Raw genomic sequence first — 25,722 nt, forward strand, 5'->3', positions numbered from 1 at the left:
TACTCCGATGCGGTCGGCAAAAAAGCGCCGGTGCGAGACAGCAATAGCGATACTAATCTCAGCAACAATATGAATAAAAGAATTATTTTTTATATGCAAGTATAAAAAAATTACATAATATATTCTGTATCCGCGGCGCTGGCCGGTTCACCGGCGCAGGCGTTGCCAAGTGCAGCCAGCGCATAAGAAAATAGTAAATAATTCGTTTAATCCAAGGTGGCGCGACATTAACCTGCACGCCTTGTGCTTATCGAAAAAGAAAAGGGAAAGATGCCTCATCCACACAATCCCGGCCGGCTGCGCGACTTTGTCACCGCATTTGCCGCCCTGCTCGACAACCGGCCGCCGGAAGCGCAGATCCTGCGCGACGGCGGCGCCCTGCTGCATGCACTGATCGCGGTCGACGACTGGCTGCCGGACGCCTACGCCCAGCCGCAGCCGGAGCGCTACCAGCAATACCTGCTGCATGCCGATTCGGCCGAGCGGTTTTCGATAGTCAGTTTTGTCTGGGGGCCGGGGCAGACAACGCCGATCCACGACCATACGGTATGGGGCTTGATCGGCATGCTGCGCGGCGCCGAGTACGCGCAAGCCTACAAGCGCAACGCCGGCGGCGGCCTGCAAGCAGACGGCGCGGCGCTCAAGCTGACGCCGGGCACGGTCGAAACGCTGTCGCCCAGCGCCGGCGATATCCACCAGGTGCGCAATGCCTATGCCGACAGCGTCTCGATCAGCATCCATGTCTACGGCGCCAACATCGGCGCGGTACAGCGTTCCGTATATGCCGAAGACGGCAGCAGCAAAACCTTCATCTCGGGCTATTCCAACACCCATTTGCCGAATATCTGGGACCGTTCCAGCGAATTGAAAAAAACATGACCAATCTCCGCCAAGCCACTTTTGCCACGCTTTCGTTCCAGCAAGTCCATGCCGCACTGCTGGCGCGCCAGGAAATCGCGCTGCTCGACGTACGCGAAGAAGCGCCGTTCGCTGAAGCGCACCCGCTGTTCGCCGCCAACCTGCCGCTGGGACGTATCGAACTGGAAGCCTATGCGCGCATACCGCGCCGCGACACTGTCATCGTGGTCTACGACGACGGCGAAGGGCTGGCCGGACCAGCCGCGCAACGCCTGCTGCAGCTCGGCTACAGCGCCGTGCATCAGCTGGACGGCGGCTTGCAGGGCTGGCGCGACGCCGGCGGCGAAATCTTCCGCGACGTCAATGCGCCCAGCAAGGCGTTTGGCGAACTGGTGGAATCGCAACGCCACACGCCATCGCTGTCGGCGCCCGAAGTCAAGGCCCTGCTGGATGCCGATGCCGACGTGGTGCTGCTCGATGCGCGCCGTTTCGACGAATACAACACCATGAGCATCCCCGGCAGCGTCAGCGTGCCCGGCGCCGAACTGGTGTTGCGCGTGCGCGCGCTGGCGCCGCGTCCGGAAACCCGGGTCATCGTCAATTGCGCCGGACGCACGCGCAGCATCATCGGCAGCCAGTCGCTGATCAACGCCGGCATCCCGAATCCGGTCAGCGCCTTGCGTAACGGCACCATCGGCTGGACCCTGGCCGGGCAGCAGCTGGAACACGGCAAGACGCAGCGTTTTGCCGAGCGTCCCACGGATCCCGCCGGCAGCGGCCACCACCTGCAGGCAGCCAGGTCGAGCCGGCAAGTGGCGGACCGCGCCCGGGTCGGCCGCGCCGGCCTGGCGGCGCTGGCGCAATGGAACGATGAAACCGGCCGCACCACCTACCGTTTCGACGTCCGCACGCCGGAAGAATATGCCGCCGGCCACCTGCCCGGCTTCAGTTCCGCTCCGGGCGGCCAGCTGGTGCAGGAAACCGACCACGCGGCGCCGGTGCGCGGCGCCCGTATCGTGCTGGCGGACGACGATGGCGTGCGCGCCAACATGACCGCCTCCTGGCTGGCGCAGATGGGATGGGAAGTCTACGTGCTGGACGGCTTGCAGCCGGCGCATTTCAGCGAAAGCGGCCATCCGGCGCAGGTCTTGCCGCCGGCGCCGCCGCACGAACCGGTCGCCCCGCAGCAGCTGGCGCACTGGCTGCAAGACGGGCCGGGCACCGTGCTGCTCGATTTCACCAGCAGCGCCAACTACGTCAAGCAGCACATCCCCGGCGCGCGCTTCGCGCTGCGCTCGCAATTGGCGCAAGTATTGCAGCAGACGCCAGGCGCCGAGCGTTATGTGCTGACCTGCGGCAGCAGCCTGCTGGCAGGTTACGCGGCCGGCGACGTGCAACGGCTGAGCAGCAAGCCGGTGTTTGTGCTGAAAGGCGGCACGGCTGCGTGGATCGCCGCCGGCTTGCCGCTGGAGCCGGGGGAAACCGCGCTGGCATCTCCTCGCATCGACCGTTACCGGCGGCCATATGAAGGCACCGACAACCCGGTCGCGGCGATGCAGGCATACCTGGATTGGGAATACGGCCTGGTGGCGCAGCTGGCGGCCGACGGCAGCCACGGATTTTTTGTCATCTGACGATCTGAAACCGCGGCAAGAGTTTATGTTTTGCGGAAGCTGGTGCGGTACTCATTGGGCGACACGCCCAGCCGCCGGTTGAACACGATGCGCATGCGGTCGGCGTTGCCGAAGCCGCAGTCGTAGGCAATCGCCTTCAGCGCCGCATCGCTGCTCTCCAGCAGGCTGCGGGCCGCGTCAACCCGCGCGCGCTCGACAAATTCATGCGGGGTAAGCTGGCTCACCTCGACAAACACGCGAGCGAAATTGCGCGCGCTCATGCCAGCCACGGCGGCAAGTTTCGCCACCGTGAAATTCTCGCCGATGTGTTCCATGACATAAGCCTGGACCTTGGCTACCGGCGAATTTTCATCCGCCGGCGCGCTGAGGAAAGGGCTGAACTGCGACTGGCCGCCGCGCCGCTGCGCCACCACCACCAGCCGTTTGGCAACCGCGAGCGCCAGGCGCGGCCCGTGGTCTTCCGCCACCAGCGCTAAAGAAACGTCGATGCCGGCCGTCACGCCAGCCGACGTCACCAGGTTGCCGTCGCGGATGTAGATGCGATCGAGTTCGACCCGGGCGCGTGGAAAACGCTGCGCCAGGTGTGATGCATTCTGCCAATGGGTGGTGACGTGGCGCTCGTCCAGCAATCCGGCATGGCCCAAGGCAAAAGCGCCGGTGCATATCGCGCCGTAGCGTTGGCTGTGCACGGCCGCCTTCAGCAGCCACGCGGTCATGCCTTGGTCTGGTGCGTCGTCCGGCAAGGACGGGCCGCCGGCGACCAGGGCGATATCGTAGCCGCCGCTCGATTCCGCGAATGTGCGGTCCGGCAGCAAGCGCATGCCGTTCGAAGCCCGCACCGGCTCGTGGCTGGCGCCCACCAGGGTCAGCGCGTAGCCGGCGCCGGCGGCAAGAAAGCCGTTGGCTTCTGCAAACACGTCCAGCGGCCCCGCCACATCGAGCGCCTGGACACCCGGGAAAATCGCAATCGCAACAGTACGCATTCAAAACGCCTTTGACCGCCTCTGAAAAATCGTGCCCGCCTTGAGCGGCGCTGGCAGGAAAAACCGTACGCTTGGCCGCGTTCAGCGCATGCCTGGCATTGTAGCGGAGCCGGCCTGGATTTACAGTGGACTGCATCGTCATTTGACAGCCAACCCTTTACCAGGAGCATGCAATGAGCAACACTATCGCCGGCATCACCATTCCCGACAGCGCCATGGCGCGCGCCGCCACCCAGCTGGTGCGCGACACCGAATCGGACCTGCTGTTCCACCATTCCACCCGCGTGTTCCTGTTCGGCGCGCTGGCCGGCGCCCGCAAAGGGCTGCACTACAATCCCGAACTGCTGTACGTCGGCGCCATGTTCCATGACATGGGGCTGGTCGGCAGCTACAGCAGCAAGCACGACCGTTTCGAAGTGGACGGCGCAAACGCCGCGCGCGATTTCCTGCGCGGCTATGGCATCGCCGAATACGATATCGAACAGGTATGGGACGCCATCGCGCTGCATACCACACCCGGCATCCCGCAATACAAAAAACCGGTGGTGGCGCTGGTGACGGCTGGAGTCGAAATGGATGTCCTGGGCATGGCTTACGACGAATTCAGCGAAGAACAGCGCAACCAGGTAGTGCAGGCGCATCCGCGCGGCCCCGGTTTCAAGCAAGGCATCATCGACGCCTTCGCCCAGGGAACCATGCACAAGCCGCAAACCACCTTCGGCAACGTCAAGGCCGACGTGCTGGCGCTGAAAGATCCCGGCTACAAGCGGATCGATTTTTGCAGCCTGATCCTGGGCTCTTCCTGGAGCGATGGCAAGCAGCATGCCGCCCACTGCCGGAACCCGGAACACCGGCACGGATAAGCGCTGCTCAAGCGTCGTTAACCAGGCCGGCGGCAAGCGCCCGCTCCTGGTCCTTGAAAATCGCCATGGCCGTGCTCATGCGCTTGAAGCCCAGCTTCTTGTAAAAACCTTCCTTGCCCGGGACTGCATAGAGGATGATTTTCTTGTGGCCGGCGGACAGGTCCCTCAATTTGCCGATGATGGCCTTGCCCAGGCCCTGCCCTTGGAAATCCGGGTGTATCGCGACGTCGCAGATATAGGAACAATCGATGCCGTCCGCCAGCGCCCGGCCGGCGCCGGCCAGGATGCCGCCATCGAATACGAAGCACGTGAACATGCTGTTGGTAAACGCCGTTTTCAGGTCGTCCGGATGCTTGTCGCCCAGCGGCGCTATCTTGTAAAGATGGGAAAGCGCCGCCCAGTCCATGTTTTCCTGCTCGAAAACCCAGTCCATTGTTGCTCCACCAGATCAGCGGTTTGCCATTATGTGAGGAAAATTGGCAGTTGCACGGAAAATTACTGGTTTTGCCCGGGCTTATCGCTTGTTTAGAATGATTTCACATGAACAAGAACCGCTAACCTGGGAAGATATGCGATATGCAAGATGAAAAACGGCCGGCATTTCCGACGGAGTGGCAAGCGCTGGTTGACCAGGCTGCCGATACGCTGCGCAAACTGGCGCTGGATGAAGAGGCCAAGGCCAGGTTTTGCAGCGACCCGGCGCTGCGCCCGTTCATGCACCGTGTCGCCAGGCGCTATGTCGCCGGCCAGACCATCCCGGATGTGCTGCAACGGATCGGCCAGATCAATGCGCGCGGACATGCCGCATCGGCGGAATACATGGGCGAGAGCTGCCGCGACGAAGCCAGGGCCAATGCAGAAACCGGCCTGTTCCTTGCGCTGCTCGGCGCCATCGATGGCGAGAACCTGGATTGTTCGGTCTCGCTTGACCTGTCCCACATCGGTTCCGTGGTCGACCCTGAACTGGGTTTCCTGAACGCCAGAAAAATAGCGCAGGCAGCCGCCTCCAGCGGCCGCGAAGTCATGATTTCGATGGAAGGTTCGGAGCGCGCCGATAATATCTACGCCACGTATGGCCGCTTGCATGCCGATGCCGGACTCGCGAATGTCGGCATCACGGTTCCTGCCAGGCTGCACCGCAGCGCCGGCGATTTGCCGAGGCTGATGCAGTATCCGGGCCGCATCCGCCTGGTGAAAGGCGCCTTCCTTGAGCCGGAACAGCTTGCCTGCAGCCGCAACAGCCCCGAACTGGCGGCGAACTACCGGCGCTTCGCGGCCGGGTTGCTGACCAGCGGGCACAAGTGCTCGATTGCCACCCATGACCGCGCCATACAGGATCAACTGGCGGACTTGGTCGTCCAGCACGGCTTGCAAGGCCAGCAACACTATGAATTTGAATCGCTGATCGGCCTCGGCACAGAACAGATTGACAGCCTGCAAAAACGCGGCTTCCGCACGCGCGAATACGCGGTCTATGGCGAAGAATATTTCCTCTACGTGCTTAACCGGATCGCGGAAGAGCCGGTGCGGCTCTACCAGGCGCTGCTCGACCTCACGCAGCCAGGGCCGACGGCTTGAATAATCCTTTGCGCAAAATAAGATAGACATTTCGCACGGTAGTGCTAAACTGCAGCGCATGGATACCCATACCGAAAAAAGCGAGTTCACCCTGGCAGCCATTGTCAATACGGCACTGGACATGGTCGCCACCCAGGGCCTGGAGAGCCTGTCTCTGGGCGAGGTAGCGAAACGGCTTGGCATCAGCAAGAGCGGCGTGTTTTCCCGGGTCGGTTCGCGCGAAGCGCTGCATGAAGCGGTGCTGGACGAATTCGACCGCCGTTTTTCGGCCGACGTGTTCGAGCCGGCGATGGCGCAGGCGCGCGGCCTGCCGCGCCTCAATGCGCTGGTGATGAACTGGATCACGCGCACCTGCAACGTTACCGGCTGCATCTATGTCGCCGGCGCCTTCGAGTACGACGATGTCGACACGCCCATGCGCGAACGGCTGCAGCGCAACGTGCTGCGCTGGCGCGGTGTCTTGCGGCGCGCCATCATCCAGGCGCTGGACGCCGGCCACCTGCGGCCTGACACCGATCCCGAGCAGCTGGCGTTCGAGATCTACAGCCTGATGGTCGGCCTGATGCACGACGCGCGTTTTCTGCGCGATCCGAAGGCGCCCGACCGGGTGCGCAACGCCTACGAACGCCTGACCTCGACCTACCGCAGCTTCAACTACCACGGATGACGCCTTCGGCAGCACGGTTCATCGATTTTTAACACGCAATTTTCGCACGAGTGTGCGATAAAGGAAAAATTATGCTGGTTATCGCCGGATTCGTCCTTCTCGCAGCCGCCTTGGCTCTATGGCGCCTGGTTTGGCTGACAGCACAAGCCCTGCCCGCCTGCAACGACGACTTCATCTTCTATTGACCTGGAAAAATCACGGCAGTTTGCGCCAGACGCTGGCCAGCCATGGCTGCTGGTCGCGCGGCAACCCTTCGGGGCGATAGTAATGCTCGAGTTCGGCAAAACCGGCGTCCGCCATGAAACTGCGCCACGCAGCGAGGTCGTGATAGGCGCCGTAGCGTCCGCGGTTCCAGCCCTCTTCGTTGCCGCCGCGAGGATTGGAACTGAACAGCACGCCGCCGGGTTTCAGCGTGGCATGGAACTGGCGCAGCACGCGCGGCAGTTCCTGGCTGGGGATATGGAACAATGCGGCGTTGGCGAAGATGCCGTCGAAACGGCTGTCGGGAAAATCGAGCTTGAGGAAATCCTGGTGCCAGACTTCGCAGCCGCTGTCGGCGCGCGCCATCTCGACGAAGCGCGCCGCGCCTTCGACGCCGATGGCGACATGGCCGAGCTTGCTGAATGTGCGCAGGTCGCGCCCAGGACCGCAGCCGACGTCCAGGATGGTGAACGGCGGCTCACCCTGGATATGGCGCAGCAGCGCCGCGATATTCTGGCTGACGTCGTGGTCGCGGGTGCCGTCGCGGAAATCGTCGGCGTGCTGGTTGTAATGCTCCAGGGTAAGAGCGGCAATTTTTTCGAGATCGGAAGGCGGTAGTATCATGCAGCTACTGTAGCGCACCGGGGAAGAATATCCAATACACTTCGCCTGCGTTGCCGAAACCTCAAGCCTTCCTCTCCCCGGGTATCCGGCGGATAATGGCTTTCCAAGCGCCGCCCGCCACAGCCGCGGCCTTCCCAAAATCAAGCAAAGGAGTCACGCCAAATGTCTACCGAACAAGCGAAATTCGTGTGGTACGACCTGATGACCAGCGACGCCAAGGCCGCCGAGTCTTTCTATCAAAGCGTAGTCGGCTGGAACATGCAGGATGCCGGCATGGGCGACCGTTCCTACGTCATATTGTCAGCCGGGCCGACCATGGTCGGCGGCCTGATGCCGATCCCGGAAGATGCGCGCGCCATGGGCGTGAAACCTGGCTGGAACGGCTACATCGGTGTCAGCGACGTCGATGCCTATGCAGCCCGGGTCGCGGCGGCCGGCGGCGCGATCCGGCGGCCGCCCGACGACATCCCCGGCATCGGCCGCTTTGCCGTGGCGACCGATCCGTACGGCGCGGCGTTCATCCTGTTCAAAGGCAACAGCGACGAACAGCCGGCGCCGGTAGCGGCCGGCACGCCGGGCCATGTCGGCTGGCATGAACTGCATGCCGGCGACGGCGAAAAAGCGTTTACCTTTTATGCCGACCTGTTCGGCTGGACCAAGGACGAAGCGCTCGACATGGGCCCGCTTGGCATCTACCAGACGTTCGCCACCGGCGGCGCGGCGATCGGCGGCATGATGACCAAGACCGAGGACATGCCGGCCACCTGCTGGCTGTATTACGTCAATGTCGAATCGGTCGACGCCGCCGTTGCCCGCATCGGCCACGGCGGCGGCAAGGTCCTCATGGGCCCGCACCAGGTCCCGGGCGGCAGCTGGATCGTGCAGGGCCTGGATCCGCAAGGCGCGATGTTCGCCCTGGTGTCGGCGCACCGCTGAGACCGCGGCGGCGATGCGCCGCAAACCGCATAAGGATATGACAAGCGATTATTTGCGGCGCCTGTGCTTAAGCGGGTGTAATGCTGTTTTCAGGATCGCCTTGCCTGCCGGATGATGCCGCGGCGAGCAAGGCTGTTCCGCTTTCCGAGCCTTATCATGACTATCGCCAGCACTTTGCCGCCATTCACCGCAACCGCCGCCCAGCTGTTTGAAATCCGTCCGATCGAGGCACCGCTGGGCGCGGAAATCACCGGCCTCGACCTGCAGCTGCCGGTATCCGACCAGGACCTGGCCCGCATCCGCGCGGCGCTGGTCAAGCACGGCTTGCTGGTATTCCGCGAGCAGCGCATCACGCCGCAGCAGCACGTGGCGTTCAGCCGCCGCTTCGGCCCGCTGCAAGTCCACGTGCTGAACCGCTTCCACCTGCAGGGCTACCCGGAAATCCTGATCGTCTCCAACGTGGTCCAGGACGGCCAGCCGATCGGCCTGGTGGATGCCGGCGCCGACTGGCATTCCGACCTGTCCTACATGCCCAAGCCGAGCCTGGGCTCGCTGCTGCATGCGCAGGAACTGCCGGCGGAACAAGGCGACACCTCCTTCGCCAACATGTTCCTGGCCTACGAAACCCTGCCTGCCGACGTCAAGCGCACGCTGGAAGGACGGCGCGCCGTGCATTCTTATGTGTACCGCTACCGGCGCTTGCAGAAACTGTCTCCCTGGCGCGCCGACCTGACCCAGAAGCAGATCGACGAAGTGCCAGAAGTGGAACATCCGGTGATCCGCGTGCATCCCGAAAGCGGCCGCAAGGCGCTGTTCGTCAGCGAAGGATTCACCTCGCACATCGTCGGCCTGTCCAAGGACGAGAGCGACGCCCTGCTGCGCTACCTGCATGAGCACACCATACGTCCCGAAAACGTCTACCGCCACCAATGGCGCGCGCACGACATGGTGTTCTGGGACAACCGCAGCACCGTACACTATGCGCCGATCACGCCGCAGCATCTGCGCCGCACGCTGTACCGCACGACCGTCGAAGGCGATGTGCCGGCCTGAACCTTTCGCCGCTGCTTATACTCCCCATTTCTCGCGGGCATGCGACAGCCATTGCATCAGGTCTTCCTGGATGGCGCCGATCGGCATGTCTTCGGGCGCCAGCGGAATCGACTGTATCGCGGCGCGCCAGTCAAGGTAATTCGGCGGGCTGCCCAAGGCCGGCTGCGGTTGCCGGCTGCGCCACAGATCGCGGAGACGATCCAGTTCGCGCAACCCTGACCCAACCAGTTCATGGCGTGCGGGTGGCTGTTTGCCTTTTCGCGCGTTTTCATCTTTTACCGGTTTGCTCGCTTTGAGCGGCTCGCTGGTCAACGGTGTTTTGGGCTGCGGCCCCAAGACCGGCGGCTCCGGCTCAACGACCGGCCTTGGCGGCAGGCCGGCAACGGTCTGCGCCAGATCGTCCCACGTGGCTCCCGACTGCGCCCGGGGATCAATGCGCTGCTCCATGATGGCGTCGGCTTGCTGCGTCAGCAGCGCCGCCCGCTCGTCGCCGCCTGCGCCAAGGTAGGCGCGCCAGGCTATGGCATTGGCAAGATCGCTGGTCAAGCCGATCTGGATATGCTGCGACTGGAGCGAATCTCGCAGGATGCGGAAAACCTTCGCCGTGGTGCCTTCCGGCAGGTTCGGCAACAGCTTGCGCACCAGTTGCAGCGTCAACGTCTCGCGGTTGGCTACGCATCCCTGCTTGTCCAGCAAACCGACTTCCTGCAATTGCTTCAGCAGCGCCTCCGCCTTTTTCTGTGGCGCATCTGTCGCCAACCGCGATAAATAGCCGCCAATGCCCTTGGCAACCGAAACCGGAAACAGCGGCTGCAGCCGCCAGGCGCCAACCGGCTTGGGTATCAGTTTATCGCGTTGTTCCGGCCCGAAAACACCTGGCGCCGTGATGCCTTTCAGGTAATAGCGCAGTTTCGTGTACAGCGCAAAATAACGGTCTTCGTCCGACAGCAGCGGGCCGCCGTCGCCGGCCAGTGCGCCGTACATGATGTACTGCCAGGTATCGTCGATATTTTTTGCCGAATCGTCGTCCTCGATGCCAATAATGCCGCGCTCGCGGTCGCTGGCCGCGAAACCTTCCAGCGTGACCCAGTCGCCGCCCACTTGCAGGATCTTGGTGGCGTAATGGAAAGCACCGCCGGAACCTGCGACATAGGTCTTGAGCCGCTGCGCATTCTGCTCCGTGATCTTGTTGCCCAGCAAGGTGGAGGCGGTGACGTCGCAGGCGCGATACAGGAGCACGTTGTCCGGACCGTCGACGGCCTCGATCTGGCGAGCCTGGAAGCTGGCGTTGTGGAACGACATCAGGTCGACCGGCAGGTCCACGGGCAATGCCGCCGCCAGCGCCACGACGGCGGCCCGCAATTCAAGCAAGGTGGCGCGCAGAATCGGCGTGCGAGCGAAGCGCGCCGGATTTTCTTCTTCCCTGAAATAAGGAGCCAGCTGTTCCAGCCGTGCCGTGACGGCGCCCCTGGTGATGTCGGTGGAATACAGCACGCTCTCCAGCGTAGCGACGATGCGGCCGGCATCGGCTATCGCGCCGGTTTCATCGTCGCGGTAAGAATCCAGCGTCAGCTGGCTGAGGATGAGTTTCTTGAACAGTTCAAGCCTGCGCACCGAGGCCGCCAATGCAGGATTGATGAAAGCCGGATTGACCTGTCCGTCGGACACTGCCGCGGCGGCGTTTATTTCGGCGACTTTTCCGGCGCGGCGCCTTTCGCGAAACGCGCGTATCTCGGGCAACACCTGGTCCCGGTACTGCGCCTGCAAGTTGTCCTGGCGCGGCGCACGCCGATCGTCCGGCGCACCGCCGCGCACCCTGCCGGTGTCGAAACTCAAGCCGACCCGGTAATAGTCGCGTCCGAACAGGCTGGCCGTGCCGGCGGAATAAAACTGCAGCGGCGAGGCGGTGACGGCATTGTTCATGGCGCCGATCTGGGGCGCTCTTTCCACATAGAATTCGTGGTTCGGCGTGGTCATGCCAGTCACCATCGAATTGTCGTTTGAAACGGAATAGACCTGCTGCGTGACGGGTTCGCGCTCTATCCGGTACAACTGGGTCACCGGCGTGGCGTCCGCAGCAGCTGCAGGCGCGGCATGCTGCCGCCGCTGTGCCGGCGCCGCCAAGCGCGTGGCCCTTGCGCCCATGACATCGGCTTCCTGTTCCAGCCGGCAGTCGTCGTTGAGCGCGACTCCCTTGTCCTGCATGCTGGCCGCCACCCGGCCCTGCGCCTGCTGCACCAGGTGCCAGGCTTCGTGCGGCAGGCGCCGCTCCTGTCCCGGCGCCAGGTGGATGTCGCTGCCTTGGGCATAGGCATGCGCCTGCAGCTGCGCCGGCCTGGCCGAGTTGTAGTGCACCTTGACCTGATCAAGGGCTAACCCCGACAAACCTTCGATTCCTGCCTTCAAATCATCCGGTAAGCCGCTTCGGCTGACAGCGGCGGCTTCGCCCCGCTGCAACGGGCTGCCGGCGTAATGGTATGCACCCATCGGGAGGAGATGGTTGACGCCATATGCCATGCGGCCGGTTCGCTCCGGCAAGCCCTCGCGAACATTGGCCGGCGCTGGTTGCGGCGACGATTGCGGCATCATTTTTTGCACGTTCGCCTATCCTTTAGCCTGGTCCGTCCAGCCGAATGTTCCGGCCGACGCCGGGAAGTCATGGATTAAAAAACGGAAAGAATTCGCCATCCCGTCAGAATCCGTCATGGTCCTCCATGATTATCGGGGATTCATTATCAAGCTGTTGCTGGACATTATCTGCGGGCTGCTGCTCCTGCATAGGTTCCGAAGGCTCGAACTGATGATCGGCTGGGTCGTCCAGCTCGGCGAATTTCGGTTTCTTTTGCGCCTGTTCCGACGGCTGCCCGCTGCTCGTAGCTTGCGATGCATCCGACGGCTGCCGAGGCTTGTCCAAAGCCATCTCAAACGAACGCTTCCTGCCAAGCTGCGGGGCATCGGGCTGGTCTAGCTGAGCTCCCTCGTCGAGACCGCCAGAACCATCTAAATCGTCTAAATCATGGAAATTATCCATGCCGGCCGGCAGCCCGCCCTGTTGTTGCTGCTCCGGCAATTCCTCTGTCTTGGCGTAGGTATAGATATATCCGAAGTTTTTTCTTTCCTCAAACTTAGGATCCGCAGATACCCGGCTGTCGTTGCGATATTGCCAGCCTTGCTCGTCGTGTAATGTGCTGGTGGTGTAATGACCGCCGTCCGCATAATTTCCCTGATGGTATATGACGGCCTTCAGCCGATACTCGGCGCCGTTAAACGTGAAGCCGGTCGGCATGTCGATTGCTGTGCGGTCTTTCCTCACCTGTCCTTGCCGGAACTCCCAGCGGACCAGCTGGAACGAAATTGCGTTCGGTGTCTCCGGCCCCAGGAAGGTCTGGCTGATACCGGGTCCCCTGCGTACCTGGTGATCAAGCACCCCGGTCAATTGCTGGATATTTTCCATGGCAAGGTAATTGTTCAATAGCTGAATCAGGTTGGCGGCCTGCCCCAGCGGCAATTTGATCATCCAGTCGGAAGATGCTTTCGGCGCATAAGAACCGGCGGCGTCGACCTCCGAATATCCGCCTGGATCAATCTCACCGAATACAGGTGCATTTTCCAGGTTGATTCGTTTGTTAACAGTCTGTCCCAGCAGGTATCGCGGATCTTCTCCAATACCGAAATAGTCCAGCACGTATTCCATGACTTCCGCCGGATCGCGCTGCGCGTTGAGCGGGGTTTCCATCGCAAATGCATTGGGTCCTTCCAGCAGCCGCGCATGATCCAGTGCGCTCAGCAGCGCTGCGATTTCCACGTACTCCACCTTTTGCCCGTTCCGGATCTTGTTCAGGATGACCAGGATGTCCGCGCGCAGGCCGGCCTTCGGATCGTCCGGGCGCGGCTGGAACAATGCCGCCTGCGGCGTAAACGCCATCGTGTTCAACGCTGCCGCGAGGTAACAGGTATTGCCGACATTGACGATGCCGGTATCGCTGGGTTGCCCCAGCAAGAACGGGTTTTCCGTTACCACCTCTTCAGTTTCCGCGGCGCCTAGCTGCCACGCCAGCCGCCGTTGCAGATTGCGCTGATCGGCGGGCGGCAAGGCATTGAACGCCTTTTGCAAATCAAACTGGCTGTTGATGGTCGCTTTCAGTTCAGCCATGTATCGCTCGAATCCCTCATTCAACAGCACTTTCATGGCCATGTAGCGTTGCTGCACCTGGTCAGCTCCGTCACCTGAACCCTTGTCCATGGCGCGCCGCCACTTCTGACCCATGCCGATCAGGTCCATGAAATCGTCGTATTGCGCCGAGGTATCCAGAACCGAGGCCGCTAAAGTCGGCTGTGTTTGCGCAGCGTCGCCGTAAAACACCTTGTCCATCCGCAAACGATAGGCCGCAGGCAGGCGGTGATAGGCCGCGTTTTCTATCGGCTGCAGCAGCGTTTTCGCCAGCTGGACAAACTCCTCGCTGCCTATCGCGGTCAGGCGTCCCATGGTGAACTTGTCGGCGCCAAGCTGCTGATGCTTGGACAAGCTTTCGACCACGATGAAATGCTGGTAGCCGTGGCCCAGGTCCAGCTCGGCCGCCTTGTCCAGCGATGCGTTGGTGACGTCGACGATGGGAATGACGCTGGATTTTTCATCTCCGGTCTTTGCAAAATGCTCGAATACCGGTCCGTACGGAAGCTGGTCCGTTTTCGCCGCCAGGGTAGTCAGCACCGGATTCAGGTCCGCGGCGATGACAGCAGGCTCGCCATCCTTGAATATTTCGTCCAGCATTTTATCGAAGCTGCCTTTGTCCAGGTACCCTTGGCTTGAGCGATTGCGCGCCAGCAGACGCAGGTTGACCTTGTCGATCATGCCGTATTCAAAATAGCTGTAAAGGTCGATGGTATCGAGTTCTCCCTGCACATCGGCGCCATGTTTCTTTGCGGCCCACTTACGCGCCAGAAGATGTGCGCTGGCAATTGCCTGCATGCCGCTGTCCAGGTAAAAAGTATGAGTGTCCCTGTATCCAGGGTCGTCCTTGTCGGACGACACAGCCAGTTTCTTGCGCAGGTACTCAGGATACGGGTCGTGTGCCGGCAGCGCATCGGCGCGCAAGGCTTCAAGCAGATAGCTGTACTCCATCAGGCTTTCAATCGTCGAGGACGATTTCAGGAAAGCGTTCTCCTGCTGTTGCGGCTTGCCATCCTTGCTGCCAGCCAACAACTCGAATGCTTTCGCCAGGTTCCGTTGCAGACGCACTGCGATCCAGTTGACCAGGGCTTCCGGACCCTTCACGCTGATCGTATCGCGCATGGCGTCTTGTGCATAACGTACGGCGGTCTTCAACGCTTCCACATGCAGAGCCACACTATCGGCCGACGGCTGCGGCACAACTGACTGATCCGGTGTTTGAAACGCGCCCTTGGGAGACTCCAGCCGGTCCAGCGTAGAAAAAACCAGGTTCTTGAACACCTCGGGCGGGGTCAATCCGGGCCATATCCGCACCGGGCCGCCGACCGAAGACGCACTGGGATACAAAAACCCGAAACTGCCGCGATGGGTGACGCGCGTCTGCAGGCCGCTGCCGGCAGCAACCTGATTGAAGGTAGCGATGAACAGTTCGCGCCATTCCATCTCGGTCAGCTTGGCGGTTTCTTCGGTGCCGGGAGGATAAATCACTTCCAGAATCAGGCTGGCATGCTCCCCCGACTGTATCGGGACAACTCGCAAGCCGGTTTTTTTATCATCGTATTTCCTGCGGATCTCCGCCGCAACCTCGGCCACCAGCCGGCTGCGGTCGGCAAGCAGAAGATCGTGGTAATTCTGCTCGCCGTCGAGAGCCAGCATGTCTTCAGGAATCAGTGGCGTAAATCGTCCGGCGGCGAGCTGCCTGTCCCAATTTTCATCGCCGGCAACGCCGCTGAACCTGGTCCCGGTCTGCAAAGTCTTGTAGACGTTCTGGACCAGTCCAAGCGCCCCGGTATGGCTGCCGATGCTGCTGGAATATCTCGCATAGCTAAGGTCGCTGTCGGTCTCGTCGGCGATGAACTCCATGCCATCGATATTGGCATACATGCTGCCGAGTTCTTTAACCGCTGCATGCAGAGGCTGGTTGATGACCTGGAAAGTCTGCTGGTCCGGCAGCGTCTCGCCCCGTGCCTTGTAGCGTTCCTCGGCGTGCTCGCGCAGCAAGGCGGTATTTCCCTCTCGCACAGGATCCAGGCTGGAACGGTAGTAATCGCCGTGTTCGACTGAACGGAAATCTCGACCCAGATTATCCTGCGGCACGAAATTGGCGGTGTGCCCGAAGAACAGCTTCAGAGCGACGATGACATTCTCGGGCAAAGCCGGCTCCGACAAGATCAGGGGAATCATCCTGGCCAGTTTGATATCCGGATTCATGCTTTTGTCTTTGCTTTTTTTCTTTAGCCAGTTTTTCAAATAGTCGAGAGTGGCCGCATCGCCGGCAAAAAAAGGTTTCGATTCTACCGGGACGTATTTTTTTCCAAAGACGCCGGTGGCGGCATAATATTCCAGGGCCAGCCTATTTCCCTGCCCCGCATTCCATCGTTTAATGAACTCGGCTCCCTGTCCACGGCCAAGGCTTATCGCCAAAGTCGCAATTTTTCGATAGAGCGCAGCTTTTATCGCCTTGAATGTTTCCGTGTTCTGCGTAATCAGCGGAAAAGTCCGGTTTATGTTGCGAGCGTTCGCCAGGGTCCGCTTCAGCACGGCAACATTTCTCGCGACCTCGCTTTCTTCCATCTCCTCCGCGGTCAATTCCTCGACATAGGTAAAGGCGTCTTCAGGCAAACGCTGCGCCACCGCCGGCATATTCCAGTTGCCGCCGTGCTCGCGCGCGCCGCCAGCCAAGCTGTTTCCCCGGTATCGTACGGCCGCTTGCCCCATCAAGTCTGCCTCATGCTCCAGCCCGCCATCGTCATTGAGCGCAACTCCGCTTTTCAGCTGCAGGGTCGGACGCACTCTCCCGCTCGCTTGTTGCACCACGTGCCAGGCTTCGTGCGGCAGATGACGTTCCTGCCCGGGAGCGAGATGAATTTCGCTGCCCTGGGCATAGGCCAGCGCTTGCAATTGCGCCGGTCGCGGCGAGTTGTAATGTACTTTGACCCGGTCCAGGCTGATGCCAGACAAGGCTTCGATGCCGTTCTTCAGTTTATCCGGCAAGCCGGTCTTGTTGGGTGGGGTGAGCGGCGCAGGCGGAAGCCGCGCCATGCTTCTGTCGCGGCGCCGGAATGGACTGCCGGCGTAGTGAAAATCTCCCATTTCACTCAGTTCTCCGCCCTCCATTGGCGGCTCATAGTGCGGCTGCAAGTTTTCTTGCGTATCCGCTTGCGGCGCTTGCGGGGCCGTTTGCGCGCTCAGTTTCTGCATGGTTCCCGTCCAACGGCGGCGCTGCGGCGATGGCTAGTCATCGTCGTTCCAGCTGAAATCGGCAGCGCTGAACACCTTGCCCAGCTTGTGGTATTCCCGCTCGGTGGCTTGCAGGATATGCTGCTGCGTCACTGCCTGCTGCTGCGCCGCGGCCAGGAAGGCGGCGCTGAGCGCGATATTGTTGATGTTGCCGCCGCTGAGCGGCGCTTTCTCCGCCAGCAGCGGCAGGTCCAGGTCGGCGGCCAGCGGCGTTGCCGCCGGAAACGCATTGCGCCACAGCTGCAGGCGCTGCTCCCGGCCCGGGAACGGGTACTCGATCATGAACTTGAAGCGGCGGGTAAACGCCTTGTCCATGTTCTTCAGCAGATTGGTCGACAGGATGACGATGCCGGGATAACTTTCTATGCGCTGCAGCAGATAGCCGGTCTGCAGGTTGGCGTAGCGGTCGTGCGCATCCTTGGTTTCGGTGCGCTTGGAAAACAGGCTTTCGGCTTCATCGAAAAACAGGACGATATTCATCGCTTCGGCCTGGTCGAACAGCTGTGCCAGGTGTTTTTCGGTTTCACCTATGTATTTGCTGACGATGCTGGCGAGGTCGATCTTGTACAGGCCCAGGTTGAGCTCATTGGCGATGATCGAAGCTGCCATGGTCTTGCCGGTGCCCGATGGCCCGTAAAACAGCACGCACAGGTTCCTGCTGTTCTGGTTCTTGCTGTCGAATCCCCAGCTTTCTATTACCTGGTGGCGGTTTTGCGCATACTGCAGCACCTCTTGCAACCAGCGCCTGGTGTCGGCCGGCAGCACGATGTCGCTGAAACGGTAAGCAGTCTTGACTTCCTGCGCCACGCTCAGCTGCTCGCGGTTGCTTTGCTCGCGGCAGGCGTCGAGCAGCAGTTCGGTCATGCTTTCGGCATCGGGATTGAGCACGCTGCGGCTGGCGGCGTCCTTGATCGCCAGCAGGATCTGCTGTTCTGTAAACAGGTAGTTGTTGACCAGCTGCGTCAGCGCCGCCTGGTCCGGGGCGAAGCCGGAGGCCGGCAGGTGGCGCAGCCAGACTTGCCGCCGCAGCTGCGTATCCGGCGCCGTGCTCTTGATCAGGATCGGCAGCGCCTGGTGGGCGCTGTATTGGTGGGCAATATCGCTCAGGCGCCGCGCCGGGCCGTTCAGCACCGCCAGGTAGCGCTGGCTGTCGAGCAGCGTGCCGCAGATATCTTCCAGCAGGTCGTCGGCGCTGTCCTGGCTGCAGATCCATTGGCAATGGAGCAGCACCAGCACCCGGTTGCACAGCAAGGCGTCGCGGCACAGCAGGCGCAGGCGCGCCAGCACCGCGGCGCGGTTCTTCCGTTCGCTCAGGTAGGTTTGCCAGACCGCCTTGCCGTCGAGCAGGACGCAATGCATGCCGATTTTCCTGAAGGTGGCGGCGCACAGGCTCTGCTGCAACGGCAGGTCAGGTCCTTGCAGGTGCAGCAGGTAACTGGACAGGTGCGTGTCTTCCCTGCTCGCATGGTCTATGAAATGCGACAGCTGCTGCTTCACCTTTTCATCGACCAGGTGATCATCCAGTTCCAGCCGGCTGCCGATTTCCACCAGGGGCTGCTCTAGCCGCAGCTGCGGCGCGGCGCGCGCCAGCAGATAAGAGACGATGGCAGGATTGAGGCGATAGCCGCCGCTCATGGCGCCGAGGCGGCTGCCGGCCGCCAGCTCGACCAGGTCCCAGTGGCGCAAGGCGGCGTCGCTCATCAGGCACTTCTGCATGTCGATGCGGTCGGCCAGGCTGCCGCCGAGCATCGTGGCGGCGCTGGCCAGGGAGGTAAAACCATCGTCGGCGCTGGTCGCATCCGCATCGCCGAACGCTTGCAGGATGGTGCAATAGCGCTGGTCCAGCTCGCCCAGGAAGGCACACAGCAGCAACTCCTGGTCGCGCCGGCCGAGCTGGAACAACAGCGCCAGGTGCACCCAGGGCAGGAATACCTGGGCCTGGACGCTGGCGGCGCTGCGTTGCGCCAGCCGTTCCCACTGCCGCTGCAGGCTGGCGCCGAGCTGGACCAGCTGTTGCTGCAATTGCAGCGAAGGCAGCTGGCGGCGGCTGGCCTGGCGGTATAAGGCGGCGATCCTGTCGTCCGTCTCCGCCGGATTCGCGGCCGGAATCTCGGCCAGCTGGCGCAGCAGCAGGCCGCGCTCTATCATGCCGTCGCCCAGCTGCTTCAGCGCCTGCAGCAAATCCTGGTTATCGCCATAGGCGCTGCTGTCAATGCTGCTCATCGGCGTCCAGGCCTTGCAGCGGCTTGTCAAAATCGAGCAGCAGCACCAGGCGCTCGGCGTCGCCGCGGTTCCAGGCCTGGTGTTCCACGGTATCGTCGAACACCAGGCACTGGCCGGGAATCCAGCGCCGCACCTGCCGGCCGACGCGGATGCCGCAATCGCCGCTGGCGCGCAGCGCAAGGTGCAGGCGCAGCACCTGGTCGCTGTAGCCGACGTGCGGCCGGATCTCGGCGCCGGGCGCCAGCCGTGAAAAACCCGCCGCCGACAGGCCAGGCACCAGTTGCAGCAGGCCGGCGGTGTGCGGGCAGAAGATGCAGTTTTCCAGCAGCGGCTGCTGGCCCACATAGAGCCCGTACACATCCCAGCCGTGGCTGTAGAGGTTCCGTTCCGGCCAGGCATCGAATTCCTGCCCGGGCAAAGCCAGGCATTCGGCCAGGATCGCTTCCCAGTGCCGGGTCAGCACTTGGGCAAAGGAAAATTGGCTTGGGGCGAAAAACATGGCATGGTTCCTTTCGTTGGCAGGCGTTACCAGAACAGGCGCCACTGGCCGTCGAGCCAGGCGCCGTGGCCTTGCAGCGTGATGCGGTATTGACCGTCCTGTACCGGCAGGCCGCGCGCCTGGTGATAGCAGTCGCCGGAATGCACGAACAGGCCGCCGGCCTGGTAGGCGACCAGGCGGCTGGCGCAGCGTTGCAGCAGCTGCATCTGTTCCTGGCCGTCCAGGTCGCCGATATCGGCCATGCGCAGCGGCCAGATCTTCATGCCCGCACCCTCCTGCGGCAGAGACAGCGCCAGGGTAAACGACAAGGTGGGCAGCGGCGCACCGGCCACCGCGGCTGGCAGTCCGAGCGCCAGGTGCGCCGTATCGACATGGATCGGATTGCCGGGAAAACCATGGCCGTCGCGCCGCTGGAACCATGCGCCATGCAGGATATCGTGCTGGTTGCCTGCAGTGAAATCGGCATGGCCGCCGAAAATATGGAAACCGGGCAGCGCCGCCTCCGGCAGGAAACCGACCGGCTGTCCTAGCCGTTCCCGCAGGCTGGACAGCAGGGCCGCATAGACTTCGCCGAAGTTTTCGCGCAGGAACGGGTTGTATTGCTGCGCCAGGCGCAAGTACGGCTTGGCCGGATTGCCGGTGATGTCGTAGTAGTTGGTCGCGCCCAATGTATAGAACGGCAAGTACGGATGGCGCGGCAGCCAGAAAGCATCAAGGTCGAGCAGGCGCTGGACGATGTCGGCGGATGCGGCCTGGCTGAACAGCTGCAGCTGGAATTCCGGACGGATGGTCGAGGTCGGCATGGGCTTACCAGTACAGCAAAATACGCTGCCCGAGCCGTACGCCATGGCCTTGCAGCGTGATGCGTTCGAGATCGCCGTCGCACTTGAGCACGGCCTGGTGCGTCGCCAGGCCGCTGTGTACCACCAGCTGCCCGCTGCGGTAAGGATGGAAATCCGGCTCGGCAGCCGCGGCGCCGTCGCGCCAGAGATTCAATCCGCTGCGCTCAGGCGTGCTGAGCGGCAAGGTGAAGCTGAACATGTCGTCCTCGCCAAGCGCATGTCCCGGAAACACATCCCGGTACTGCAGGTCGCGGTGCACGCTGGCGACCGGCAGGCCGAAGGCTGGATGCGGCAGGTAGATATGGAAACCGGGCCATGCCGCGGCGTCCGTCATGCCGGCCGGCGCGCCGAAATAATCGCCCAGCAGCGTCGCCAGCGATTGCAGCAGCGGGCCGAAATGGTTTTCCAGCATGCGGTTGTTGCGGCTGCGCAGCGCCAGGTCGCGATAAACGTTGCCTGCGCCGCAATCCAGGTACGCCGCCAGGCCCAGCGTAAAGAACGGCGCCGCGGCATGCCGCGGGCGCCAATGGCGCCGCAGCAGCAGCGTGCGCAGCACCCAGTCCTCGCATTCGGCTTCGTCCAGCAAGTCGAAGGTAACCAGCTGGGCGTGGCCGGCGGCCGCTAGCATGGCTTGTCCGCCGAAGCTGGCCAGCGGTGGTTCACAGGTCGCCGCGGTTGCCGTCGCCGACGATGCGCACCAGCGCCCGCGTCAGCAGCCGTCGCTCATTGTTGCTGAACTGTTTGTCCAGCACCTGCTGCAGGTTGTCGAGGAACAGGCCGATGTTGCGGTTGATCAGCGACAGGTCGCGCCGGTTGGCGTCGTTGTCGTTGATCTGCACCAGCGCCCGCACGCCGGCTTCCATCAGGCTGTTTTGCTGGGTGCTGAAGGTGTGGCCACTGAGTTTGCCGAAGCTGGCGATCAATTCTTGCAGGGCTCGCGGATCGACGACGTTGTCCGTTTTCTGTCCTTGCGGCGCCGCCGAGCAGACGATCTTTTGCAAGCGTCCGAGGAACTGCTGGCGGTCCTGCTCGCTGCTGCCTTGGTTGACGCTGTCGCCGAGGATATGCGCCAGGTCAAGTACCCGGCCATCGATCGCCTGTTGCGCCGACAGCAGCATGCTACCTTGCACCTTGCCCGATTGCAGTTCGTCGCGCAGCGTGTTCATGGCCTGTTTCATGATGCTGGCTTGCTGGCCGGCCGGCACCCCTGTCTGCCCCTGGGCGCTATCCAGGTCGGGAATCCAGTAAAACTCGACTTGCGGCGCCTGGCCGATTTCTGTGTTCCAGGTCAACCGCAGGTTCCAGGTCTCGCCTTTGCGCACCGGCAAGGTAAACGAGCCTGGCATGGGGATAAGGATTGTGTTCACGCCCTTTTTTCCGTTCTGCATGTTGTAACTGTATGCCAGCCCGGTGGCGTAGACAAAGCTGGTGTTGCTGCCGCTGCTGTCTACGGTGAAGCCTTCCAGGGTGCCGAGGTAATTGGCGCTGAAGGTCGGCTGGCCGACTGTCGCCATGACAAAGCCGTCGCTGGTGGCGACCTGGGTAAAGCTGGTGCCGCCGTCGACCAGGTCGGACTGGTTATACGCGGTGCGGGTTCCGAAACTGCCGTTTGTAATGGTATTCATGATCATTCCTCATGGGTGAACATCGATAAGAATTGCGGCTGGTTGCGACTGTAAAAAAATGCGGACAGCGGCCCCGTCCTAACTGCCATCGGCGTCTCCCGATCCGTCGCCGACCAGGCGCACCAGCGCCCGCGTCAGCAGCCGGCGCTCGTTGGCGCCGAACTGGAGCTGCAGCACCTGCTGCACGTTGTCGAGGAACAGGTTGATGTTGTTCTTGATCAGGTTCAGGTCGTGGCGGTTGGCCGGGCTGTCGTTGATCTGCACCAGCGCTATCACTCCGGCAGCCAGCAGGCCGCGCTGCGACGGGTTGAAAACATGCGTGGTGACACTGCCGAAGGTGTCAATCAAGGCCTGTACATCCTGTTCAAAACCGGGCTGCATCGATGCCTGCACGGTCGAGCCCGGTCCGCAGACGATCTTTTGCAGATCACGGATGAATTGCTCCCGCTGTTCCGGCTTGCTGCTCATGCGGGTTGCATCGCCGAATACCTGGGTCAGGTCGTCGATCCGGCGCTGGATGGCTTCCTGCACGGTGGCGCGCACGCTGCTGCCGATACGGCCCGCGACCAGGTCGTCGCGCAAGCGCTGCAAAGAGGCCGCCATGCCGCCCCCGGCCAGCGTGGCCGGCGCCGGTTGCGCAGCTTCTGCCAGGGTACTGGGCGCCGGTCCCAGCGGCACCCAGTAGAACTCGACCTGCGGCGCACCGCCTAAATCGGCATTCCAGGTCAAGGTCAAGGTCCAGGTCTCGCCCTGTTTTACCGGCATCGTGAAAGAGCCCGGCACCGGAATGAAATATACCGCCGCCGCCTTTTTACCTTCATTCACGACATATTGATAAGCCAGTCCGGTCGCATACATGAAGCTGGTCTGGTTGCCTTGGCTGTCGCTGGTAGCGCCGGACAGGCTGCCGCAATAATTGACCGCCCAGGCCGGCTGCCCGACCGTAGCCACGACATAGCCGTCAGTGACCGCCACCTGCTGGAAGAATGTGCCGCCGTTGGTCAGGGCTGACTGGTCATAGGCTACCCGGGTGCCGATGATCTGCACGCTGCCGTCGCTGTTGATGCTGGTCCCGGCCGCCTTCAGCGCCATTCCCTCCAGGCTGGCGCCGCTCACCGTCTTGGCGCTGACGATATTGCCGCTGGCGTGGATGTTGCCGGCCGTTTCGAGCTGGTACGGCGCACTGCTCGCGCCCACCGTGACGTTGGTCTTGCTTACCGTCAGCAGCGACGAACCGCTTACGCCCACATCCAGCAGCTTGTCGATGGTGCCGTCGCTTTTCACCGTGATGCTTTTGCTAGCGGTCAGGGTCTCTACATACAGATCCTTGACATCCACGCTGCTGCCGCTGAAGTTGACGTCGCCATTGACCTGCAAGGCGTACTTGCTCTGGATTTCTTCCGGCCGGCAATTGATCGCCACCGTGTTGGGCGTGGCGGCGATGTTGTTGGTAGCGACGATCATCGCCGGCGGAATTCCCGGGCCGCTGGACGGCAGCACGCCGTTGGCGTTATTGGCGGCGAAATAGCCCAGCAGCGAAGGCGTCACCACATAAGCCGACACCGCGGCCGGAAAGTTTCCTGTGAGCTTGCCCTTTCCGTCCAGCAGGGTCAGCTTCAATTCAGTCTGGCTGATGACCGACTGCACGAACATGGTCTGCGGCAGCGAGATGGACGGCGGAATGATCAGGAGATCGCCGGCCTTGTATCCGCTGAAATCGGTTTTGTCGCCGGTCACCTGCGCGCCCTTGGTAGTGATCGTGCCGACGCCGTCCGTGGCTGGACCGCTGCCCGACTGATATTTGTATGGCGAGCCGCTGACGTCGATCGCAAACGGCGTCGCCAAGGTCAGCGCGGTCGCGCTGGCGACGGTAACCACGGCGCTGCTCTGGCTGATGCTGGTTTTTGGATCGAAACGGCCGATGATGATTTTGCCGCCGACAGCGGCGGTGCTCTTGAAACTGCTGCCCTTGCCGGTGATGATGCTGCCATTGCTGCTGATCTGTCCTTGCCCGGGCTTCCTGTCGGTGCCCGGCGCCTGGTAGCTGTAGGCCCAATCCTGCACCGCAAGCGGCAGCTGTTCCTGCAGCCGCAGCTGGGTGTCGCTGAGGATTTCGGCGATGACGCCGGCCTGCTCGACCAGCATGCCGACGGTGATCGTGTCGCCGACCGTGATTTCATCCTGGAACGCCGTCTGGTATCCCTGCAAGACATTGTCGCTGATGGCAGTGATTTGTCCCTTGCCGATGAACGACTGGCCGCCGCCGACGCTGAGCGAGGCCAGCGGGGTCTTGTCGCGGATGCCGACGTTGCCTTCGGTGTAGTACAGGTTGCTGGTCGGGGTGCCGATGGTTTCCCGGGTCCAGTAGCTGAGGATAGGCAACCCTTGCAGCTTGGAACCGTTGCCCTCGAAACTCTGAGCCTGGATCGGGCCGCTGGATATCATCGAGCCGGTCTGGATCTGCCCCCGCACGCTCAGGTCGTCAGCCTGGATCTTGCCGTTGACGTCGAGCGCCGCCGCCGGGCTGCGGTCGGTCAAGGCGATGCCGACCTTGCGGTCGGCAGTGATCACCAGCGCATTAGGGCCGGCGCCGGCCAGGCCGGAGCTGATGCCGGCCTGCATGCCGAGGCCGACCGTGCCGTCGACATTGATGCGCAGCAGGTTGCTGTCGCTGCCGGCGGCGAAGCGCACCAGCGTCGAACGCACATAGGTGTAGCTGATGCTTTGCAGGACCGGATTGAATGCCGCGTCTACCGTGACTTGCAGGCTGCCCGGGTTAATGGCGACGATAGTGCGCCGCTGGGCCAGGCCGAAGCTGGTCTGGCCGTTGCTCATGGTGATCACCGGCGGATCCGAGACCAGCAGGTCGCCGACCTGGAAATACGGCGCCAGCGTCTTCGATAAAGTCACCAGCGGGCCGTCTGAAGACAGTGTCCCAGGCCCCTTGAAGGTAATGGCGTCGACCTGCAGGTTGGCCAGCGGCTGGTCGCTGCCGACGCCAAGGTTATTGCGGGTGGTCAGCAGCCCCATGAACTGGCTGCGCGGCGCATCCACTTCCAGGTAAGCCTGGTCGCCGCTGCTTTCCTTTTTTGCGCAGATGCTGGGATAACCGTCGCTGTCCGCGTTGCCGAGGAAACCGGCGAGCGCGTCCGGCAGGTTGATGCGGTGAACGCCGGCGCCTTCAGTCACAAAATTCAACGCGCCCAGGGTCGAGCCGACGTAGCGCCGCTCGATGTTGCCCGAGCGATAGGTCAGCTGGTTGATCGCGCCCTGGGTGGTGAAGCTGATCACGGCCAGCAGGATGTTCATGGCCGGCTGCTGCAGGTTGCGCACATACTGGATCAGCGGCTGCTCCACGATCCGCTTGTAGCCGGCAACGCCGGTCTCGTTGCTGTAATCGGCATACACCTGGTTGTAGCTGATGCTGAGGAAATAGGTCGCTCCCGCTACCACATCGGCCAGCCTGACTACCTGCGGCTGCAGCAGGATGATCTGGCGGCCCAGGCCGTCGATCGCCATGCCTGGGCTGACCTCCACCTGGCTGGCGCTGCTCTCGGCGTCCCAGAACACCTCGAGCCCGCTGGCAATGCCGCAGATGTACAGGCTTTGGTTGTTGAAGCTCTGGATATCCATGTGGTACTGCTGCTCGCAAGCGAAATCGGCGGTCAGCAAGGCTTCGCCGGCGAAATAATTTGGACGTTGAATCAATGGACTGCTCATGGTGC

General features: G+C 62.2%; 18 protein-coding genes. 7 read left to right on the forward strand and 11 right to left on the reverse strand.

Annotated features, from left to right (window positions below; genetic code table 11):
- Positions 1–270: 270 nt before the first annotated feature.
- Together V8G57_RS20515 and V8G57_RS20520 are read left to right on the forward strand one after the other, a co-directional pair.
- Positions 271–879, forward strand: a complete 609-nt coding sequence (locus tag V8G57_RS20515; RefSeq protein ID WP_144737851.1) for a cysteine dioxygenase — start codon at positions 271–273, stop codon at positions 877–879.
- The gene (locus V8G57_RS20520; protein ID WP_342830952.1) at positions 876–2,492 is read left to right on the forward strand and encodes a rhodanese homology domain-containing protein; all 1,617 of its coding nucleotides are present in this window, start codon (positions 876–878) and stop codon (positions 2,490–2,492) included. Before V8G57_RS20515 ends, V8G57_RS20520 begins: the two co-directional genes overlap by 4 nt.
- Before the next feature lie 23 nt (positions 2,493–2,515).
- On the opposite strand, the gene V8G57_RS20525 is transcribed toward V8G57_RS20520, so the two are convergent.
- Positions 2,516–3,475 carry a GlxA family transcriptional regulator gene (locus V8G57_RS20525; RefSeq protein WP_342830953.1) on the reverse strand — a complete coding sequence of 320 codons (960 nt, stop codon included), beginning with the start codon at positions 3,473–3,475 and terminating at the stop codon, positions 2,516–2,518.
- 173 nt (positions 3,476–3,648) lie between these two features.
- Between V8G57_RS20525 and V8G57_RS20530 the strand changes: the two genes are divergently transcribed.
- Entirely contained in the window at positions 3,649–4,338 is a 690-nt protein-coding gene (locus V8G57_RS20530; RefSeq protein ID WP_342830955.1) for an HD domain-containing protein, read from the forward strand.
- 7 nt (positions 4,339–4,345) lie between these two features.
- Here the strand turns inward: V8G57_RS20530 and V8G57_RS20535 are convergent, their stop codons facing one another.
- On the reverse strand, positions 4,346–4,771 hold the full coding sequence (locus tag V8G57_RS20535; RefSeq protein ID WP_342830957.1) for a GNAT family N-acetyltransferase: 426 nt from the start codon (positions 4,769–4,771) through the stop codon (positions 4,346–4,348).
- A gap of 143 nt (positions 4,772–4,914) precedes the next feature.
- Here V8G57_RS20535 and V8G57_RS20540 point away from each other — a divergent pair, with 143 nt between their 5' ends.
- Together V8G57_RS20540 and V8G57_RS20545 are read left to right on the forward strand one after the other, a co-directional pair.
- Positions 4,915–5,916, forward strand: a complete 1,002-nt coding sequence (locus V8G57_RS20540; RefSeq protein WP_342830958.1) for a proline dehydrogenase family protein — start codon at positions 4,915–4,917, stop codon at positions 5,914–5,916.
- Positions 5,917–5,974: 58 nt separating this feature from the next.
- Positions 5,975–6,583, forward strand: coding sequence for a TetR/AcrR family transcriptional regulator (locus tag V8G57_RS20545; protein ID WP_342830959.1), 609 nt, complete (start codon positions 5,975–5,977; stop codon positions 6,581–6,583).
- Between the two features lie 195 nt (positions 6,584–6,778).
- On the opposite strand, the gene V8G57_RS20550 is transcribed toward V8G57_RS20545, so the two are convergent.
- The gene (locus V8G57_RS20550) at positions 6,779–7,408 is read right to left on the reverse strand and encodes a class I SAM-dependent methyltransferase (RefSeq protein WP_092392633.1); all 630 of its coding nucleotides are present in this window, start codon (positions 7,406–7,408) and stop codon (positions 6,779–6,781) included.
- Between the two features lie 162 nt (positions 7,409–7,570).
- On the opposite strand from V8G57_RS20550, the gene V8G57_RS20555 reads away from it, so the two are divergent.
- Together V8G57_RS20555 and V8G57_RS20560 are read left to right on the forward strand one after the other, a co-directional pair.
- A complete protein-coding gene (locus V8G57_RS20555; RefSeq protein ID WP_342830960.1) occupies positions 7,571–8,344 on the forward strand; it encodes a VOC family protein in 774 nt (257 codons plus the stop codon).
- A 156-nt stretch (positions 8,345–8,500) separates the two neighbouring features.
- Entirely contained in the window at positions 8,501–9,397 is an 897-nt protein-coding gene (locus tag V8G57_RS20560; RefSeq protein ID WP_342830961.1) for a TauD/TfdA dioxygenase family protein, read from the forward strand.
- A gap of 15 nt (positions 9,398–9,412) precedes the next feature.
- On the opposite strand, the gene V8G57_RS20565 is transcribed toward V8G57_RS20560, so the two are convergent.
- The 8 genes from V8G57_RS20565 to V8G57_RS20600 all read right to left on the reverse strand — a co-directional run bounded on the left by V8G57_RS20565 (position 9,413) and on the right by V8G57_RS20600 (position 25,717).
- Positions 9,413–11,986 carry an eCIS core domain-containing protein gene (locus tag V8G57_RS20565; protein ID WP_342830996.1) on the reverse strand — a complete coding sequence of 858 codons (2,574 nt, stop codon included), beginning with the start codon at positions 11,984–11,986 and terminating at the stop codon, positions 9,413–9,415.
- Between the two features lie 103 nt (positions 11,987–12,089).
- The gene (locus V8G57_RS20570; protein ID WP_342830962.1) at positions 12,090–16,769 is read right to left on the reverse strand and encodes an eCIS core domain-containing protein; all 4,680 of its coding nucleotides are present in this window, start codon (positions 16,767–16,769) and stop codon (positions 12,090–12,092) included.
- Positions 16,770–16,802: 33 nt separating this feature from the next.
- Positions 16,803–19,031, reverse strand: coding sequence for an ATP-binding protein (locus V8G57_RS20575; RefSeq protein WP_342830963.1), 2,229 nt, complete (start codon positions 19,029–19,031; stop codon positions 16,803–16,805).
- Entirely contained in the window at positions 19,018–19,530 is a 513-nt protein-coding gene (locus tag V8G57_RS20580) for an aspartyl/asparaginyl beta-hydroxylase domain-containing protein (RefSeq protein WP_342830964.1), read from the reverse strand. The genes V8G57_RS20575 and V8G57_RS20580 overlap by 14 nt, the downstream gene beginning before the upstream one ends.
- 26 nt (positions 19,531–19,556) lie before the next feature.
- Positions 19,557–20,333 (reverse strand): hypothetical protein, encoded by a 777-nt coding sequence (locus V8G57_RS20585; protein ID WP_342830965.1) that lies wholly within the window; start codon positions 20,331–20,333, stop codon positions 19,557–19,559.
- Positions 20,334–20,337: 4 nt separating this feature from the next.
- Positions 20,338–21,000, reverse strand: a complete 663-nt coding sequence (locus V8G57_RS20590) for a hypothetical protein (RefSeq protein WP_342830966.1) — start codon at positions 20,998–21,000, stop codon at positions 20,338–20,340.
- A gap of 31 nt (positions 21,001–21,031) precedes the next feature.
- Positions 21,032–21,997, reverse strand: coding sequence for a hypothetical protein (locus tag V8G57_RS20595; protein WP_342830967.1), 966 nt, complete (start codon positions 21,995–21,997; stop codon positions 21,032–21,034).
- 78 nt (positions 21,998–22,075) lie between these two features.
- Complete coding sequence (locus V8G57_RS20600; protein ID WP_342830968.1) at positions 22,076–25,717, reverse strand: hypothetical protein; 3,642 nt, start codon at positions 25,715–25,717, stop codon at positions 22,076–22,078.
- Positions 25,718–25,722 lie beyond the last annotated feature (5 nt).

It is taken from the genome of Collimonas rhizosphaerae, assembly GCF_038896935.1.
In the GTDB taxonomy this organism is placed as follows: domain Bacteria; phylum Pseudomonadota; class Gammaproteobacteria; order Burkholderiales; family Burkholderiaceae_D; genus Collimonas; species Collimonas rhizosphaerae.